Consider the following 16,161-nt stretch of genomic DNA (forward strand, 5'->3'; position numbering starts at 1 on the left):
TGCGGAAACAGTCTGTTTCCAAAGGGATAAAGATGAATCTCAGTCAAAAACTGATGCATTTCGGACAAATATGCTAGGGTCGACCTCGTATTGCTTGAAATCTTTAGGGTTGGGGGACTCTCAAGATGAAAGAAGATTTAGGACAGCTTCGGCTGAACGAATGCGCACGCCTTTCTGACGGAATATCGTCAAATGGAAGACAATTATACAGGTCGGTTGGCAAGCGTGTGCTTGATATAGTGTTAGCAGTTGTTTTGTTAGTTTTGTGTTTCCCGATTTTTGTGCTGCTTGCAATTTTGGTGTGGCTTGATGGCGGGCCGCCGGTGTTTTCGCACGAAAGAGTCGGTCGTGGAGGGCGGGATTTCCGTTGCCTGAAATTTCGCACGATGCGGGTGGATTCCGAACGCGTACTCAGACGTCACTTGCGGCAAAATTCGCACGCAAGGCGCGAATGGGACAAACATCAAAAGCTGACCGAGGACCCTAGGGTTACCCGGCTGGGCCGTTTTCTAAGGCAGACAAGCTTGGACGAACTGCCTCAACTTGTTAACGTTCTACGTGGAGAGATGAGCCTTGTGGGCCCGCGGCCAGTGACGGTCGAAGAATTGGAGCGCTACACTGTCAATCTTCCGAAATACCTGGCCCTCCGGCCGGGAGTGACCGGTTTGTGGCAAGTTCACGGACGCGGGCGCGTGAGTTACGAGGAGCGGGTCGAGATGGATGCACGATATTTTACCAGCGTGACGTTTGGCGGTGATTTGTCGCTGATCCTCAAGACCAGCCTGATTGTGCTGCGACGACAAGGACAATGACAGAAGACCGAACCAGATACGGCCACAGAGGGCCTGCCGATCAAGACATGACCCTGGCGGAACTTTTTCGCCAGTCGTTGTCGTTTTTGCGGCGGCATTTCTGGCGCATCGCAATCTTGGGTCTGTTGTGCGCCTGCGTGGCGCTTTATGCGGCGTTGAACATGGAGCGACTTTACAAAAGTTCCGCTCAGCTGATGATCGAGCGCCCGGCCACCAACCCGATCGAAGAAGAAAACCCGACCTTTCCCACCATCGGAACCAGTTATGTTGACGGTCAGATTCTGGTGCTCGAGGCACACGACACTTTGCTTAAAGTGGTCGAGCGGGCTGATCTGACGTCCGAGCCGTTCTTCCAGTCCAAGCCGCCCAACTACTTTGAATTGGCCATCAGATACATCAAACAACTGGTTCCCAGTGACCGGCAAAAGGGGCGCGGCCCCTTGCCTGTCGACGCGCCTGACCCGGCGGCCTTGAGCGCCAGAAAGACTTTGGATGATGCGTTGACCGTATCACGCGAGGGGGACACCAACGTTATCACCATCGATATTCGGGCCAATTCCCCCAGGTTGGCGCACCGTGTGACCCAAGCTGTCGTTGCCACCTATGTCGATTTGCGGATCAGTCAGCGTCGTGATGATGCGCTGCAGATGTCCGCGTGGATCGGTGCTCGGGCCGAAGAGCTACGCCAAGAGGTCGAGATCGCGGAAAAGGCGGTCACCGATTTCCGTGTCAAACACGGGTTGATCGGTGAGGCCGACGGGGCGTCGCTAAGCGATCAACAGATCACCGAATTGAACGCCGAATTGGTGCGTGCGCGCTCAGAACTAGCGCTGAAACGCGCAGCATTCGAGCGGGCGCAAACCTTGTTGAGCGAAGGTGGTGATATTCTGGACCTGCCCGAAGTGCAGTCATCGGACATCCTGACAGAGCTCCGTCAGCAACTGCTGCAGATTGAACTGCGTGAGCGGGACCTGAGCGCGACCTCGCGCGGGGACAATGCGCGTTTGGATCAAGTTCGACAGATCCGGGCCGCGATTGAGCGTCAGATCGACCGACAGGTGCGGCGTATCGTGAACGTGCTGGGCAACGAGGTCGAAACATTGGAGAACCGCACGCGTCTACTCAGTGAGGCGCTGACGCGCGCCAGTGGGCAATCCAAGATTGAGATCCGCAACAACGTCGATTTGCAACAGCTTGAACGCGTCGCCGAGGCCTATCGCCTGCGGTATGAAACCTACCTGAACAACGCAGGCCTGGCCGAAGAGCTCAGTTCTTTCTCGACCAGCGGCACGCAGGTCGTAACCAGTGCCACAACCCCTTTGGAGCCGGTTTTTCCGCCAGTCCGGGTGTTTGTCATTCTTGGCTTCATGTTTGGGGCTTTGATCGCCGTCCTCTGGGGCCTTGCACGCGAGGCGCTGGATACGACGTTCCGCACGGTGGCCCAGATCGAAGGCGCATTAGGGGTGCAAATTCTGGTTCAACTGCCCAAGCTGGACAGGCGGCAGGCCATTCCCGACATCATCGAGGCCGAACCCCTGTCACCCTTTACCGAAACCGTGGCAGCGCTGCGCTATTCTGTCAGCGCAGATCATCAGGGCAGCGACATTGCGCCGGTGATCTACTTGGCCTCGACTGCCCCGCTCGAGGGCAAGACCTCGATCGCGGCGGCCTTGGCGACATCTGGCAGCGTGGCCGGACAGCGGGTTCTGTTGATAGACGGCGATCTTCGCCGGGCAGGGTTGTCCGATCAATTCGGTTTGGCTAACGAGATTGGCTTGGCGGACATCCTGCAAGGGGCCGATTGGCAAGCCAGCCCGGATGTTCAGGACGGTGTATTGGATGTACTGCCTGCTGGCATCCTGACGGATATGCCGATCAACGCATTAGAATCGCCGCAACTGCCCAAATTTCTGGAGCAGGCACGGCGGGACTACGACCTGGTTGTGATCGATGGCCCACCTGCTGCCAATGTGGCTGATTGTGCGATCCTGTCCCGCCACAGCGACCGCATCCTGTTTGTTGTCCGTTGGGGGCAGACCCAGATCGACGCGGCCCGACGTGCCATGGCGCGTCTGCCGCGTAAGAAACTGGCGGGTGTGGTTCTGAACTTCAGCGAGTTGAACGAAGACCCCTGGCTGGGTGAAACTTATCGCCTGTATGGCCGGTCGGGCACAGGTGCAGCGCGCAGATCACGGAGCGGCACGGTCACGTCGATCTCAGATTGGGGGCGCCGGGCATGAGCGTCGGGGCCGCAGGGCCACCCGTTTCACCGATCCTGCGGGTGGCAGTGACAGCAGCAATTGCGACCGTGACGCTGACTTGGGTGCCGGTGACTTCGGCTGGCGGGTTTGACCTGCGGTTGCCGTACATGATGGCCATGATCCTGGGTGCGATTCTGTGTCTTTTCCCAATGCAGCTTGCCACCGGTGTCAGTTCACTGTTGCGGATGATCTTGCCGTGGCTGGCGGCCTATGTCCTTTATCTGATTTTGTTGCAGGTCAACCTGGTCGGTGGGCCAACCAAAGGCATGGTGTTCCGGCAAGTCTTTTTCCTGACCTGTGCACTAACTTTGGCCGTGGGCCTTGTGGGCACGCGGGCGGATGCGCGCGTTCTGCGGTGGGGCGGGATGCTGGCGATTATCGGTTTTTTTGCCTTTACCGAATACCTCGCCCGGCAAATCGGGCTGAGCTGGATCAGTACGTTGGTGCATTTCCTGTCGACCGGGGACTTGGGGTTTGTCTTCTACCATTTCCTGCGCGAGATGTTTCAGATGGTTGCGCCCGAGGGCGTCGATGTTCCGGCCTCAAACAAGAACATCGTGGCCGTGTGTATGTTCATTGCCATGGTTCTGATGCGGGCGGGATTTACCGGAAAAGGGGCGGATCGTATCGGCGGGTTCATCACTGCCGTAACTTTGGTGACGCTGGTGGTTTTCAACACGCGCTCGGTCTTGCTGATGTCTGCTTTGGGCATACCGCTTGCGGCCTGGATCGGGTTGATCTGCCGCGGCGTTCAAAGTCCGGGTGAGTTCTATGTGAAAACGGCGCTGATCGTGGCAAGTGCCCTGGCTCTGATCCTGGTCCTCTCTGCGGGATCGGCGGCCATGGACGAGATTGCTGCCCGTCTGTCGTTCGAGGATCAATCGACCGAGGGGCGGTTCAATCAATATTCCTGGGCCTTCGGTCGCATTGAGCAGAATCCGATGGTGGGCGCAGGTCTGGTGGAGTTCAATGGCCAAAATGTCCACAACCTGTTCATTGGCGCCTGGCTCCACGCCGGGTTGGTGCCATTCCTTCTGGTGGTGGCGGCTTATCTGGGGCTCTTCCTGTCGTGGGTCCTGTTCGTGTTTCGCCTTGTGGCCGCACCCGGAAGCTGGGTCTTGCCGGTGCGAGTCGAATGGGTGGCGATCCTGCCGCTCTTGCCCCTGTTCCGGGTCTGGGTGGCGGGTGATGCGGGTCATCCGGGGTTCGGTGAGTGGATCGGTTTTGGCGCCTTTTTCGGGCTGGTCCTGGCCAACCGCAGGGCCCGGGGGCTAGAGCAGAGTTTCGTATTGCAACCGGCCTATCGGGTTGCGCCCTCGTGAGCGAACCCAAGCCTCAAATAGACGAAACAGCGCCGCAACCATCCTTGCGGCGCAATGTATTTTTTGCGGCCATCGGACGCGGGTATTTGGCGCTGACGCAGTTGGGACTGATCATGGTCACAGCGCATTTGGGGCAGGTCGAAGACGTGGGTGCGCTCACATTGGCGACAGCCGTGGTCACGCCGCTGTTCTTTCTGGCGTCACTGGGGATGCGAGAGGTTCACACAGTTGACGACCTGACCCGTTTCTCCCGCTCTGATTATGTGGCGTTGCGCTTTGTTGGCGGCAGTCTGGCTTTGGCGCTGACGGTGGTGATCGCATTCACCCTATTCGCTGGATCAGGCTGCATGGTTCAAAGTACACTTTTGTTGTTGGCGCTGGTGCGGTTCTTTGGCACCCAATCCGATCTGAACCACGGCATGTTTCAGCGGGCCGAGCGGTTGGATTTTGTGGCCTGGTCCATTCTGGCTCGCGGATCAGCCGGATTTTTGGCTTTTGCGGTGGCATTCTGGTTCTGGCGCAGCCTACCGCTAGCGTTGTGCTTTCAGGCGCTCGCCTGGGCATTGGCCTATCGCGTCGCCGACCTGCAATTGCTCGACCGGCTGGGGCAGCGGGTGGCGTGGCGTGAACTTTGGGCGACTGACGGTCGCAAGGTGTTGCATCTGGCCTGGTGGCTTTTGCCGGTGGGGTTGGCGTTGCTGTTGGCGCGCGGGGCGATCAGTGTGCCGTCCATCGTGTTGGAACGGTCGGCGGGGTTGGCGGCCGTGGGGGTGTTCGGGGCGTTGGCCTATGTGCACACCGGGCTCAATATGGTCGCTAACACTTTGGGGAGCGCCACGGCGGCCCGGCTGCGCAAACACATCCGTTTGGGACAGGTGCAGGCGCTGAAAACACTGATAAGGCGACTGATCGGGACGTCTCTGGCGCTGGCTGTGATTTCGGTTGCCGTGGCTTGGGTGTTTGGCGCACAGATTTTGACGTTCATGTTTGGCTCTGATTACGCCGCCCGCGACTTGTTTACGGTCATCGTAATCGGCTCCTCCCTGACCCTGCTGGCCGCACCGATGATCACTTTGCTGACAGCGGCGCAGGTGCTTAGTGTACGGTTGATCATTGCGGCAGCCTCGTTCGGGGTCAGCCTGACGGCCTGCGCATTGCTGATCCCAGATCACGGCGCAATGGGTGCGGCCTGGGCCTTTGTCCTGACCTGTGCGGCACAATTGGGGGCAGCCTGCGTAGCAGTTTGGTGGTGTAGATCGACCATAATAGGGCGCGCGCAAGCCTCTGGAAGCGGTCATGAGGTTCAGGGGTGATGCAAGTGACTGTGGGCATAGCCTCGACCGGGCGCCCTGCTATTTTGCGGCAGATGTTGAAATACATGGGCACCCTTGCGGATCTGCCGGATAAGGTGGTGGTCAGCATCGCCGAACCCCAGGATTTTGACGGGCCAAAGCCCGACAACATGCCGTTTGAGCTTTCTGTCATTACTTCAACCAAGGGCAGCTGTGCACAGCGCAACGCCATTCTAAGAAGCGAAGTCGATAGCGACATTGTTTTGTTTTTGGATGACGATTTCCTGATCGCCGAAGGCTATGTTGCGGAACTTCGCCGCCTGTTTGCCCAAGATCCGTCGATCATGATCGCAACCGGGCAGGTTCTGGCCGACGGTGCCAGGGGGCCGGGATTGGCGTTTGACGATGCTGCTCAGATGTTAGGCCAAGCCGGGCCTGCAAACCCCACTCGGTCAATGGACATCCGATCTGGCTATGGCTGTAATATGGCGGTGCGTGTGATGGCCTCCCCGGATCTATTCGATGAGAAACTGCCACTTTATGGCTGGCTTGAGGATCTGGATCTGTCGCGCCGGGCTGCCTGGCGGGGTAGGGTGGTGCGGGCCGATGGGTTGCTGGGGGTTCATTTGGGTATCAAAAGCGGGCGGACCCCCGGCGTTCGGCTGGGGTACTCGCAGATTGCCAATCCAGTTTACATGCTGGGTAAGGGGACCCTGGGTCGGCGCCATGCCTTTCGGTTGATGTCACGCAACTTCGCGGCCAATCTGTTGGGAGCGATCAAGCCACCGCCCTACTTGGACCGCAGGGGGCGGTTGCGGGGCAATCTGATCGCGATGGGGGATATCCTGCGCCGCCGTAGTAATCCGCAGCGAATACTGGAGCTAGACTGACCGATGCACACGCATGACTGCGCTCACGCCAGAGAGCTTACCTGAGATGGACTTGATCGGGCGCGCGCGACAGCTGAACCGGGCGATGCTGAACCGCCTTACGCCGCAGCGGTTTGTCTTTCATCACGTGCCAAAATGCGGTGGCACTTCGGTTGGGCGTGCGCTGAGGATGCGATATTTGACCAGCCAGGCCACGGTCAAGCCGGAGGCCTCCTTCCGTGCGTTTCAGACCTTCACTGGGCGCAACGACACCGAACGCTTGATGTATGAGGTTAACGATCTGCGCATGCAGATGCTGCTTTATCTGATGTATGACGACGTGCGCTGTATCTCATCCCACGTGCCGTTTTCCAGCGCGGCTTTCGCTGAATTCCAGGGCAGCTACAAGTTCATCACCCTGCTAAGAGAGCCGGTCTCGCGGTTCCTGTCGCACTACAATTGGAACCGAAACAGGCCCGGCTCGCATGGCTATATCGCTGAAGAGTTCGATGCCTTTCTGGCCACCCATAGGGCGAGAGCGATGGGGGCTGAATTTGTGGAGATTTTCGCTGATCTGCCTATTGATGCTGATCTGCGATCAGCCGACGCCATCAATCGGGCCGTGCGACATTTGATGGGATTTGACCTTGTAGGACGCCTGGATGATCTGGATGGGTTCTCGCGCGACGTTCGCCAAATTCTTGGAGTACGGGTGCGGATCAGGCATGAAAACAAGACAAGCCAAGTAGCAGGCAAGATTACTTTGTCGTCTTTGACGGATACGCAATTGGCTCAGGTGCGCGATATCTGTGCCCCCGATATCGAGGTTTGGAACCAGGTGTTCCTGCCCTAGGCTGCCAGTTTCTTGGCTAGATAGCGCACAACCGGCATTGGTACATCCGGCATGGCGTTGATCGCACAACTGCGTTTGAGCAGATCAAGCGTCTTTGGGCAGCTTTCTGGTCCTGGTCCATTACGGTTGCCAGCCCAGGCCCAAGGGGTGATGCCGGAATGCGCCATCTTGCGTGTCAGGATCGGGTCCCATTCGGTGTAGACATGTTTAGAGGTATCAAACAGTCGCCGTGCACCACGTCGTTCAGCGAATTGAATGGCCTCGCCCTCGGCATCGAAAGTTAGCACCAAACTGGCTGCGGGCCCTTGCCCATGCAGTTTTGCAACCGGATAGCCCCCGCTGTTCAGCATGTCTGCCATCATGGTGACGCGACGTGCCATGCGGTTGATCCGGCTTTGCAGCTTGCGCAGTTGAACGCGCAGGATTGCGCCCTGGATTTCGCTGATGCGAAAGTTGTTGCCCAGGAAAATCTCGTCAGGGTCGATGGTGTTGGCCTGGCGAAACCCCAGCCCCATGTCATGCGCGTTTCGGGCGCGGTCGAACAATTGTGCGTCGCTGGTCAGGATCGCGCCTCCCTCACCGCAGGTCATGTTCTTGTGCTGATTAAAGCTGAAGGTGCCGATATCGCCCAATGTTCCCAAAACCTGACCGTTGTATCGGATACCGATCGCCTGACAGGCATCTTCGATCACTTTCAGATCATGTATTTGGGCGATGTTCAAAATGCGGTCCATGTCACAAGGCCGGTTGAGCATATGGACGGGGATGATCCCTCGGCTGCGCGAGGTGATCTTGGTTTCAAGGTCGTCCACGTCCAGTGTCAGCGTCTCGTCGACCTCGACCAAAACCGGCACCGCGCCCACCTGCAACACAGCCCCGGCGCTTGCCATCCAGGTGTAAGCGGGCACAAGAACCTCGTCCCCTGGGCCGATGCCGCAAGCCTGCAGCGCCGAAATCAGAGCCGCCGTACCGCTGGACACTGCCAACGAGTGGGGGCATTCGGCAAAACCGGCCAGCTCTTGTTCGAACTTATCGCAAGCACCGCCCGCGTGTTCTGTACGTGTCAGAGTGCCGCCCGCAATGACGCGCCCAACGGTCAACCACTCACGCAATCCCAAGCGAGCCATCACAGAACCCCGCTGCCTGGATCACCAGTATCGGGATGCACCCGAAAACAGACGGTTGCCGCATGAGGCAGATTATATGACACTTTGCTATACATCCCGGTCACTAAAGCAAAATTCTGATGCCCATTCAAAGTCTCAATGAGGTCGAGACCTCAAACCCTCTGCGTGCCGATCTGGTGATCGTGGGCGGAGGGGCGTGTGGGTTGACGCTGGCACGGGCGATGTCAGGGCAGGGGCGGCGGATCATTGTGCTGGAAAGCGGTGGTCTGGATCAGGATGCCGAACATGAGGTTTTGAATGCCGTTCGCATGGACGATTGGAACGCACAAGAAGCGGCGTCCCGCGAAAGCTATCACAAAACGCTGACCCGCCATTGGGATGGGGACCGTCAGCAATACGGTGTGCGATGCCGGGGCTTGGGCGGCTCGACGCAGGCCTGGGCGGGCAAGTCGGCCCCGCTTGATGGGGTCGATTATGAGGCGCGCGATTGGGTGCCTTTTTCCGGCTGGCCCATCAACGATAACGAGGTAGCGCCTTTCCTGGATCAAGCCTCTGATCTTCTGAACCTTGGGCCCCGTGTTTATGACGCGCAGCTTTGGGAGCGGTTGCGGCATGACCGGCCCGCGCAAACGCTCGAAGGGGACGCCTTTCGAACCATGTTCTGGCAGTTTGCCCGTTCGCGCCGCCAGGTGACCGACATCATGCGGTTTGGGCCGGATTTTCGTGCTGACGTGCCGGACGGCGTGCTCGTTCTGACACAGGCCACCGTCGCGACGCTGCACAGTAATGGTCAAGGAACGCACTGCACCGGCTTGACTGCGCGCAGCCTTACGGGTCGGGAAGTAACGGTTGAGGCCCCGCATTGCGTCTTGGCCTCTGGCGCAATTGAAAATGCGCGGCTTCTTTTGATGTCAGGTTTGGGTAACGTGCATGGCACAGTTGGTCGCTACCTGATGGATCATCCTACCACTACTATTGCGCGGGCTTCCCCGGATCAGGTGTCGGACCTGGCTGCAAGGTTTGGCCTTTTCGGTCTGCGGGATCAGGGGCAGAGCCACGTTTACATGTATGGTCTAGCTTTGACCGATCCGATGCAGCGGGCCGAGAAAATGTTGAACGGTGCGGTCTTTGTAACCGAAGAGCGGGCCGCGGACGATCCGTTTGCAGCATTACGCCGGTTACTGCGTGGCCAAAGCAAGGCGCGGTTGTCGGATGCAGGATCGGTCTTGCGCAGCCCAATGCGATTGGTGCGCGGGGCAGGGGCGCGGGTTCTGGAACGAGGGTATCTGCCCGATCGCATGTCTCGCGGCATTTCTGACACCGCGTTGCGGCTGTTTCCAAATACATTGGCCAGCGATCACCGGTTCGGGCGCCTACCGGTTAAACTCTCGGGCGTCCGGTTTGAGGCAACGTCTGAGCACCCCCCTGACCCCAACAATCGCGTTACCTTGTCCGGGGAACTGGACCCTCTGGGGCTACCAGTGCCAAAAATTAGGTGGTCACCGGGCGATGCAGCCCGATCAAATCTACTGCACATGGGCCGCAAACTATGTGAGAGCTTCGATCACGCGGGTCTACCGCCGTTGATCCCCGAACCTTGGGTGCGCGATGACAAGCCCGAGGCCGCGACGGTCATTGATCTGGGCCATTCCCTGGGGACGACGCGGATGTCGGATGATCCCAGGCAGGGCGTTGTCGATCGAAATTGCGCGGTGCACGGGGTGGCGGGGCTTTATGCAATCGGTGGGTCAGTTTTCCCGACATCTGGTCATGCCAATCCTACGTTGATGATGATCGCTCTGACCTTGCGCCTTGCGGATCATCTACAGGGTGAGGGGCCAGAAGTTATCTGACCTCAGAACCCGTGCATCCGTTTGGCCCATTGATAGGCAATCATCAGACCTTTCATCCGGGGCAGAAGGGTAAGCGCCCCCACGACTGCCACGATAGACATCGTGGTTGCCAGCACCCAGGGTTCAGGGCGAAAATTGACCCAGGTGATATGCAGGGCAAAACCCATCAGGTGACCCACGATCAGGATTGTCAGATAGGCGGGGCCGTCATCGGCGCGCTGATAATGGAACGGCTGCTGGCATTCGCTGCAATGGTCGTTCACCTTGACATAGCTGTGGAGCAACTTGCCCTGACCGCACTTGGGGCAGCGCAAACGCAGCCCGTTGAACACGGCTGGTTTCAAGTCTCGGGTTTCGTCTTGGTGTTCGCATGTGGCTTGGATGTCAGTGGTCATCATCAGCGTCCTTCGGTTTCAGTGTTGCATTTAGGTAAGTCGTTCGATAAATGCAATCAATATCCATACAATATTCAAAATTGATGGATAATGATTATGAGGGAACGAATGCGGGCCGGTGTCACCGGGCCAATTTCAAGGACGCCCCGGCGATACAGGCGATGGAGACAGCGATGACGCAATGGCAGCTTACCCTGCGGGATACAGGTAAACCGCGCTATATCGAAATCGCCGAAACCATTCACGCCGATATCGAGGCCGGAACGCTCAAGCCGGGAGATCGCCTGCCGTCACAGCGCAAGGTCGCGCAGCAGGTTGGTGTGGATTTCACCACTGTATCGCGCGGCTATGCCGAAGCGGTCAAACGCGGCTACATCGAAAGCTTTGTGGGGCGCGGCACCTTTGTGCGCGAGCTGTCCGAGGAACGCGAGGCGCCAGACCCGCGCCGCGCCGTGGAAGAAGACCCGATGATGAACATGCCGCCAGAACCAGATGACCCGGATTTGATCGCGCAGATGGAGCAGGGCCTGCGACATGTCTCGGCCAATCTGGTGCCGCTTTTGCGCTATCAATCCGTCACCGGCAGCCTTCAGGATCGCGAGATTGCTGGGCGCTGGATGGCCGAAAACGGGTTTGAGGTGGCGCCGGAACAATTGGCCATCACCCCCGGCGCACATGCTAGCGTCCACGCGGTGTTGTCGCATCTGAGCGAGAGCGGCCCGACTGTCCTGTGCGAAGCTGTGACCTATCCCGGCATTCGCGCCATTGCCGCACAATTGGGGGTGCATTTGATCGGGGTTGAGATGGACGCGCATGGCATTTTGCCGGATGCGCTGGACCGTGCGATTGGCACTCATTGGCCTTCCGCGGTCTATCTAAACCCGACACTCCAGAACCCCGGAACCTACACAATGCCTGCGGATCGCAGGGAGCAGGTGGCCGACATCCTAAGGCGGCATGAAATTCCTCTGATCGAGGACGACGCCTGTTGCTTTGTCGCCTCTGACGCGCCGCTGCCGATCTCGCGCTTGATCCCTGATCTGGGTTGGCACATCGCAGGTCTGTCGAAATGTTTTGGGGCGGGGTTGCGCCTTGCGTTAACCACTGTGCCCGAGGGGCAGGCCAAAGGGCGATTTGCGCAAGTGCTGCAGGCGAGCAATGTCATGACTTCTCCCATCAGTGCTGCATTGATGAGCCGTTGGGTCGAAGACGGCACCGCGCGTGCGTTGCAATCCTTTGTCAGGCAGGCCGCGGCGCAACGTCAGGCTTTGGCGCGTGACTTGCTCAAGGGGTGTGACATTCGCGGTCAGGACGAGGCGTTCAATGTCTGGCTGACTTTGCCGCAGGGAACCAGTCGGGCTGAAGTGATGGGCCGTATGGCGAACCGTCAGATTGGGCTGATGCCCAGTGATGCCTTTACCGTTATGGGGTCACCAGCAGAAGCAATGCGGGTCTGCCTTGGTGGCCCGATTACCAAGACCCAGCTGGCCGAAGATCTGACCGAGTTGAGGGACGCGGTTCTGAACAAAGTCTGGGTGGGATAGCGCAATCTCTTGCGATGGCGTTTTTCTTTCTCTGCTCCTAACTTGAAACGCAGTTTCACAATTGATTTCCAAAGGGGCGTTTCATGAGCAGCGCAGAGTTTTGCAACCGGTTGAATTTGCAGGTTCCGATCATTCAGGCGCCGATGGCTGGGGTCTCCACGCCGGCGATGGCGGCGGCAGTATCGAACGCGGGCGGTTTGGGCTCTTTGGGCGTGGGGGCCGCGACAGTGGATGGGGCCCGGGCGATGATCGAAGAAGCGCGGACCCTGACAGATCATCCCATAAACGCGAATGTTTTTTGTCATCGCCCGGCGCGGGCCGACACTCAAAAGGATACCGCTTGGTTGTCCCGCCTTCGTTCTGAGTTCGGCAGATTCGACGCCGAACCGCCCGAAATTCTGAACAAGATCTATGACACGTTTGTGGGCAACGATGCCATGACCAGCATGCTTTTGGATGCGCGGCCCGGCGTCGTCAGCTTTCATTTCGGTTTGCCGACAAACGACCAGATCGCGGCGTTCAAGGCCCAAGGAACGTATCTGATCGCCAGTGCCATCAATCTGGCCGAAGCGCGCCAGGCCCAAGCCGTCGGGATAGATGCGATCGTCGCACAGGGGTGGGAAGCCGGCGGCCACCGAGGGTGTTTTGATGAAAACGCCGAGGATGACCGGCACGGTACTTTTGCGCTGACCCGAACACTGGTGCAGCACTTGAGCGTCCCGGTGATCGCTGCGGGTGGGATCATGGACGGGGCCGGTGTTCGGGCTGCCTTGAACCTAGGCGCGGTCGCGGCGCAACTGGGAACGGCCTTTGTCGCCTGTGATGAGAGCAGTGCTAATGCATCCTATCGCGACGCGTTGTTGGGAGGACCGGCGCACCACACCGTGATGACGCGCGTGATTTCGGGTCGGCCGGCGCGGTGCTTGCAGAACCGGTTTACGCAGTGGGGGCAGGGTGTTGCTGATTTGGATGTGCCCAATTACCCAAGGGCTTATGATGCCGGCAAGGCGCTGAATGCGGCGGCCAGTGACTGGGGCGAAGGTGGGTATGGTGCGCAATGGGCAGGGCAGGGCGCGCCGCTTGCGCGGTCCATGCCAACGGCTGATCTGATGTCCGCCTTGAAGGATGAGTTTATGACCATTTCGGTATAGACACGTTATAACATTACGGTACTATTGCGCGTATCCAGTTTTGTTATTCAGAGGTCTGACCATGAAGCTCGCACCGATTGCCTGTTTGCTTTTGCCCCTTGTTCCTGTTGCTGGCGTGGCCGAAGGAACCCGTACCTTGGAGGCCCACGAGCACGGTTCGGGTACGTTGAACATTGCCTTTGAGGGCAACACCATCGCCATGGAAATTGAAGCCCCCGGTGCAGACATCGTGGGATTTGAGCATGCAGCCACAACCGACGAGGACCGTAAATCGATCGAAGATGCGGTGTCAGAGCTGGCCCGTCCAATGGAGCTGTTTGTTCTGAGCGCCGACGCAGGGTGTTCTGTTGTATCCGCCAGTGTTGAGGTGCACGGTGACGAGGAAGAGGAACACCACGATGATGAGCACGAGCATGATGCTAAGGATGAGCATGGCGATGAGGACCACAACGACCACGCAGAGCACGAAGGTGAAGGCATTGAGCATTCTGAGTTCCACGCCGAGTACGAGCTAACTTGCAGCGACCCGGCAGCCGTGGATAAGATTGAGTTTGCCTATTTCGAACGCTTTCCAAACGCACTAGAACTGGATGTTCAGATTGTTTCTGCCAAAGGCGCTCAAGCCCATGAAGTCGAGCGTGACGAACCTGTTCTGGATTTGCGGGGCATGTTCTAGTACCAGCTTTCCCTAATGGCCTCGGAAAACACAGCCCCCTGTGCAATCGCAGTGCGCGATGTGCGTTTTGACTGGCCGGGCGGGCAGTTCGGTCTGGACGTGCCCACGTTCGACGTTTTGCAGAACGAGTCGGTGTTGCTGCTAGGGCAGAGTGGGTCGGGTAAGTCGACCCTGCTGAGCCTGATCTGCGGAATTCTGGCGCCAAGCCAAGGCGTTATCCAGGTCGCGGGTACTGACATCGGCGCTTTGGGGCGTGCGAGCCGGGACAGGTTCCGGGCTGACCACATCGGGATCATCTTTCAGATGTTCAATCTGCTGCCCTATGCGACCGCGCTGGACAACATCTTAGTACCGTTGCGCTTTTCCAAGGCGCGCCGGGCTCGGATGCAATCCCCCCGGCAAGAGGCGCTGGCACTGACCAAGGCATTGGGTTTGCCCGAAACCCTGGTGACAGGGGTACAGGCCTCGACACTTTCCGTCGGGCAGCAGCAGCGCGTTGCCGTGGCGCGCGCGATGATTGGCAACCCAAAAGTAGTGATCGCGGACGAACCGACGTCGGCGTTGGACAGCGACGCTCAGGGTGAGTTTCTGGAGCTGGTGTTCCGACAGGTGCAAGACGCAGAGGCAGCCCTGCTGATGGTCAGCCATGATGAACGGCTCGCGGATCGTTTTGACCGGGTGATCCGGCTGGACCAGATCGCCAGTCTACGCAGGGCGGGGGGCGCATGACGCTCACACGTCTCGCCTTGGCATCGTTGAAAAGCCGCTGGCTGACAGTGGGATTGACCATTTTTGCGGTGGCCATGTCAGTGGCTTTGTATCTGGGGGTCGAGAAACTGCGTACAGGCGCGCGCGACAGCTTTACCGACACGATCTCGGGCACTGATCTGATCGTCGGCGCGCGTTCGGGCAGTGTGCAATTGCTGCTTTATTCCGTGTTCCGGATCGGCAATGCCACCAACAACATCACGTGGGATAGCTATCGGGACATCGCCAACCGTCCCGAAGTGTCTTGGGCCGTGCCGATGTCCCTGGGCGACAGCCACCGACAGTTCCGCGTCATGGGAACCACAGAGGCCTATTTTGATCGCTACAAGTACCGCGGTGATCGGTCGTTGGAATTTGCCGGTGGCGATCGCATGAACGACCTGTTTGATGCTGTTGTTGGTGCCGATGTTGCGGCGCAACTGGGATATTCGGTTGGTGATCCGATTGTGGTGGCCCATGGTCTGGCCTCATTTTCGGAACATGCGGATACGCCGTTTCGTATTTCCGGCATTCTGGCCAAAACGGGAACACCGGTCGATCGAACAGTTATTGTCAGCCTCACGGCGATCGAGGCCATTCATGTTGATTGGAAGAGCGGGGCGCAAAAGCCAGGCGCACCGACCTCGGTCGATGTGATCCGCTCCATGAATCTGCAGCCCAAGGCCATCACTGCGATTATGCTGGGCGCTGAATCTCGGCTCAAGATTTTCTCGTTACAGCGGGCCATAAACGAATACCCGCAAGAGCCGCTACTGGCCGTGTTGCCCGGTGTGGCCCTGCAAGAGTTGTGGAGCATTGTCGGTATAGCTGAGGTCGCGCTGATCGGCGTGTCAGCCATGGTGGTGGTCACAGCGTTGCTGGGAATGGCTGCGATGCTCCTGGCCAGTCTGAACGCACGGCGGCGCGAGATGGCGATCCTGCGCGCTATTGGGGCCGGACCGATGACAGTTGTGGGGCTGCTGCTGATCGAGGCGCTTTTGATGGCTGCTGTTGGCGCGGCACTTGGCGTTGGGTTTCTGTATCTGGGATTGATTGTGGCGCAGCCCATCCTGGACGCGCGGTTTGGGCTTTTTGTACCGATTTCGGGCCTGTCAGGGCGCGAGGCCGCAACGCTTATCGCCGTTGTCTGTGCCGCAGCTGCGGTGAGCCTTCTGCCGGCCATCCGCGCCTACAGGATTTCTTTGGCCGATGGGATGATGGTGAAGATGTGACTTCTAAAGCCGTCCATAGTTTGGCAT

Annotated in this window: 14 protein-coding genes; 12 read left to right on the forward strand and 2 right to left on the reverse strand. The window is 58.6% G+C overall.

From position 1 onward, the window contains the following. The first annotated feature begins 125 nt into the window (after window positions 1-125). Genes G6R15_RS03825 through G6R15_RS03850 form a run of 6 tightly spaced genes read left to right on the forward strand, consistent with a single transcriptional unit; the run spans window position 126 to window position 7,409 of the window. Window positions 126-812 carry a sugar transferase gene (locus tag G6R15_RS03825; RefSeq protein WP_164658450.1) on the forward strand — a complete coding sequence of 229 codons (687 nt, stop codon included), beginning with the start codon at window positions 126-128 and terminating at the stop codon, window positions 810-812. Then, a complete protein-coding gene (locus tag G6R15_RS03830) occupies window positions 809-3,052 on the forward strand; it encodes an AAA family ATPase (RefSeq protein ID WP_164658451.1) in 2,244 nt (747 codons plus the stop codon). The genes G6R15_RS03825 and G6R15_RS03830 overlap by 4 nt, the downstream gene beginning before the upstream one ends. Continuing rightward, window positions 3,049-4,395: a hypothetical protein gene (locus tag G6R15_RS03835; protein WP_164658452.1), complete on the forward strand. Its 1,347-nt coding sequence runs from the start codon at window positions 3,049-3,051 to the stop codon at window positions 4,393-4,395. The genes G6R15_RS03830 and G6R15_RS03835 overlap by 4 nt, the downstream gene beginning before the upstream one ends. Further along, on the forward strand, window positions 4,392-5,708 hold the full coding sequence (locus tag G6R15_RS03840; RefSeq protein ID WP_164658453.1) for a lipopolysaccharide biosynthesis protein: 1,317 nt from the start codon (window positions 4,392-4,394) through the stop codon (window positions 5,706-5,708). Before G6R15_RS03835 ends, G6R15_RS03840 begins: the two co-directional genes overlap by 4 nt. Further along, complete coding sequence (locus tag G6R15_RS03845; RefSeq protein WP_240336689.1) at window positions 5,708-6,577, forward strand: glycosyltransferase family 2 protein; 870 nt, start codon at window positions 5,708-5,710, stop codon at window positions 6,575-6,577. The genes G6R15_RS03840 and G6R15_RS03845 overlap by 1 nt, the downstream gene beginning before the upstream one ends. A gap of 13 nt (window positions 6,578-6,590) precedes the next feature. Continuing rightward, window positions 6,591-7,409 carry a sulfotransferase family 2 domain-containing protein gene (locus G6R15_RS03850; protein ID WP_164658455.1) on the forward strand — a complete coding sequence of 273 codons (819 nt, stop codon included), beginning with the start codon at window positions 6,591-6,593 and terminating at the stop codon, window positions 7,407-7,409. Here G6R15_RS03850 and G6R15_RS03855 read toward each other — a convergent pair. Beyond that, the gene (locus tag G6R15_RS03855) at window positions 7,406-8,536 is read right to left on the reverse strand and encodes a DegT/DnrJ/EryC1/StrS aminotransferase family protein (protein WP_164658456.1); all 1,131 of its coding nucleotides are present in this window, start codon (window positions 8,534-8,536) and stop codon (window positions 7,406-7,408) included. The genes G6R15_RS03850 and G6R15_RS03855 overlap by 4 nt on opposite strands. A 119-nt stretch (window positions 8,537-8,655) precedes the next feature. On the opposite strand from G6R15_RS03855, the gene G6R15_RS03860 reads away from it, so the two are divergent. Then, complete coding sequence (locus G6R15_RS03860; protein ID WP_164658457.1) at window positions 8,656-10,389, forward strand: GMC oxidoreductase; 1,734 nt, start codon at window positions 8,656-8,658, stop codon at window positions 10,387-10,389. 2 nt (window positions 10,390-10,391) lie between these two features. Here the strand turns inward: G6R15_RS03860 and G6R15_RS03865 are convergent, their stop codons facing one another. After that, complete coding sequence (locus tag G6R15_RS03865) at window positions 10,392-10,784, reverse strand: DUF983 domain-containing protein (RefSeq protein ID WP_240336652.1); 393 nt, start codon at window positions 10,782-10,784, stop codon at window positions 10,392-10,394. Window positions 10,785-10,867: 83 nt separating this feature from the next. On the opposite strand from G6R15_RS03865, the gene G6R15_RS03870 reads away from it, so the two are divergent. The 5 genes from G6R15_RS03870 (at window position 10,868) to G6R15_RS03890 (ending at window position 16,134) form a co-directional block, all read left to right on the forward strand. After that, a complete protein-coding gene (locus G6R15_RS03870) occupies window positions 10,868-12,328 on the forward strand; it encodes a PLP-dependent aminotransferase family protein (RefSeq protein WP_306432338.1) in 1,461 nt (486 codons plus the stop codon). A gap of 83 nt (window positions 12,329-12,411) precedes the next feature. After that, window positions 12,412-13,479, forward strand: coding sequence for a nitronate monooxygenase family protein (locus G6R15_RS03875; protein WP_164658459.1), 1,068 nt, complete (start codon window positions 12,412-12,414; stop codon window positions 13,477-13,479). Window positions 13,480-13,540: 61 nt separating this feature from the next. Beyond that, a complete protein-coding gene (locus G6R15_RS03880) occupies window positions 13,541-14,155 on the forward strand; it encodes a DUF2796 domain-containing protein (RefSeq protein ID WP_164658460.1) in 615 nt (204 codons plus the stop codon). 15 nt (window positions 14,156-14,170) lie between these two features. After that, entirely contained in the window at window positions 14,171-14,884 is a 714-nt protein-coding gene (locus G6R15_RS03885; RefSeq protein ID WP_164658461.1) for an ABC transporter ATP-binding protein, read from the forward strand. Continuing rightward, complete coding sequence (locus G6R15_RS03890; RefSeq protein ID WP_164658462.1) at window positions 14,881-16,134, forward strand: ABC transporter permease; 1,254 nt, start codon at window positions 14,881-14,883, stop codon at window positions 16,132-16,134. The genes G6R15_RS03885 and G6R15_RS03890 overlap by 4 nt, the downstream gene beginning before the upstream one ends. The last annotated feature ends 27 nt before the right edge of the window (window positions 16,135-16,161 follow it).

The sequence above is a fragment of the Tropicibacter sp. Alg240-R139 genome, from assembly GCF_900537075.1.
In the GTDB taxonomy this organism is placed as follows: domain Bacteria; phylum Pseudomonadota; class Alphaproteobacteria; order Rhodobacterales; family Rhodobacteraceae; genus Falsiruegeria.

What these genes read in the sequence shown, in the direction of transcription:
- G6R15_RS03870 (WP_306432338.1), top strand. Translation starts at nt 10,868, where the DNA reads ATGGATAATGATTATGAGGGAACGAATGCGGGCCGGTGTCACCGGGCC.
- G6R15_RS03845 (WP_240336689.1), top strand. Translation starts at nt 5,708, where the DNA reads ATGCAAGTGACTGTGGGCATAGCCTCGACCGGGCGCCCTGCTATTTTG.
- G6R15_RS03835 (WP_164658452.1), top strand. Translation starts at nt 3,049, where the DNA reads ATGAGCGTCGGGGCCGCAGGGCCACCCGTTTCACCGATCCTGCGGGTG.
- G6R15_RS03850 (WP_164658455.1), top strand. Translation starts at nt 6,591, where the DNA reads ATGACTGCGCTCACGCCAGAGAGCTTACCTGAGATGGACTTGATCGGG.
- G6R15_RS03855 (WP_164658456.1), bottom strand. Translation starts at nt 8,536, where the DNA reads ATGGCTCGCTTGGGATTGCGTGAGTGGTTGACCGTTGGGCGCGTCATT.
- G6R15_RS03865 (WP_240336652.1), bottom strand. Translation starts at nt 10,784, where the DNA reads ATGACCACTGACATCCAAGCCACATGCGAACACCAAGACGAAACCCGA.
- G6R15_RS03890 (WP_164658462.1), top strand. Translation starts at nt 14,881, where the DNA reads ATGACGCTCACACGTCTCGCCTTGGCATCGTTGAAAAGCCGCTGGCTG.
- G6R15_RS03825 (WP_164658450.1), top strand. Translation starts at nt 126, where the DNA reads ATGAAAGAAGATTTAGGACAGCTTCGGCTGAACGAATGCGCACGCCTT.
- G6R15_RS03885 (WP_164658461.1), top strand. Translation starts at nt 14,171, where the DNA reads ATGGCCTCGGAAAACACAGCCCCCTGTGCAATCGCAGTGCGCGATGTG.
- G6R15_RS03880 (WP_164658460.1), top strand. Translation starts at nt 13,541, where the DNA reads ATGAAGCTCGCACCGATTGCCTGTTTGCTTTTGCCCCTTGTTCCTGTT.
- G6R15_RS03875 (WP_164658459.1), top strand. Translation starts at nt 12,412, where the DNA reads ATGAGCAGCGCAGAGTTTTGCAACCGGTTGAATTTGCAGGTTCCGATC.
- G6R15_RS03860 (WP_164658457.1), top strand. Translation starts at nt 8,656, where the DNA reads ATGCCCATTCAAAGTCTCAATGAGGTCGAGACCTCAAACCCTCTGCGT.
- G6R15_RS03830 (WP_164658451.1), top strand. Translation starts at nt 809, where the DNA reads ATGACAGAAGACCGAACCAGATACGGCCACAGAGGGCCTGCCGATCAA.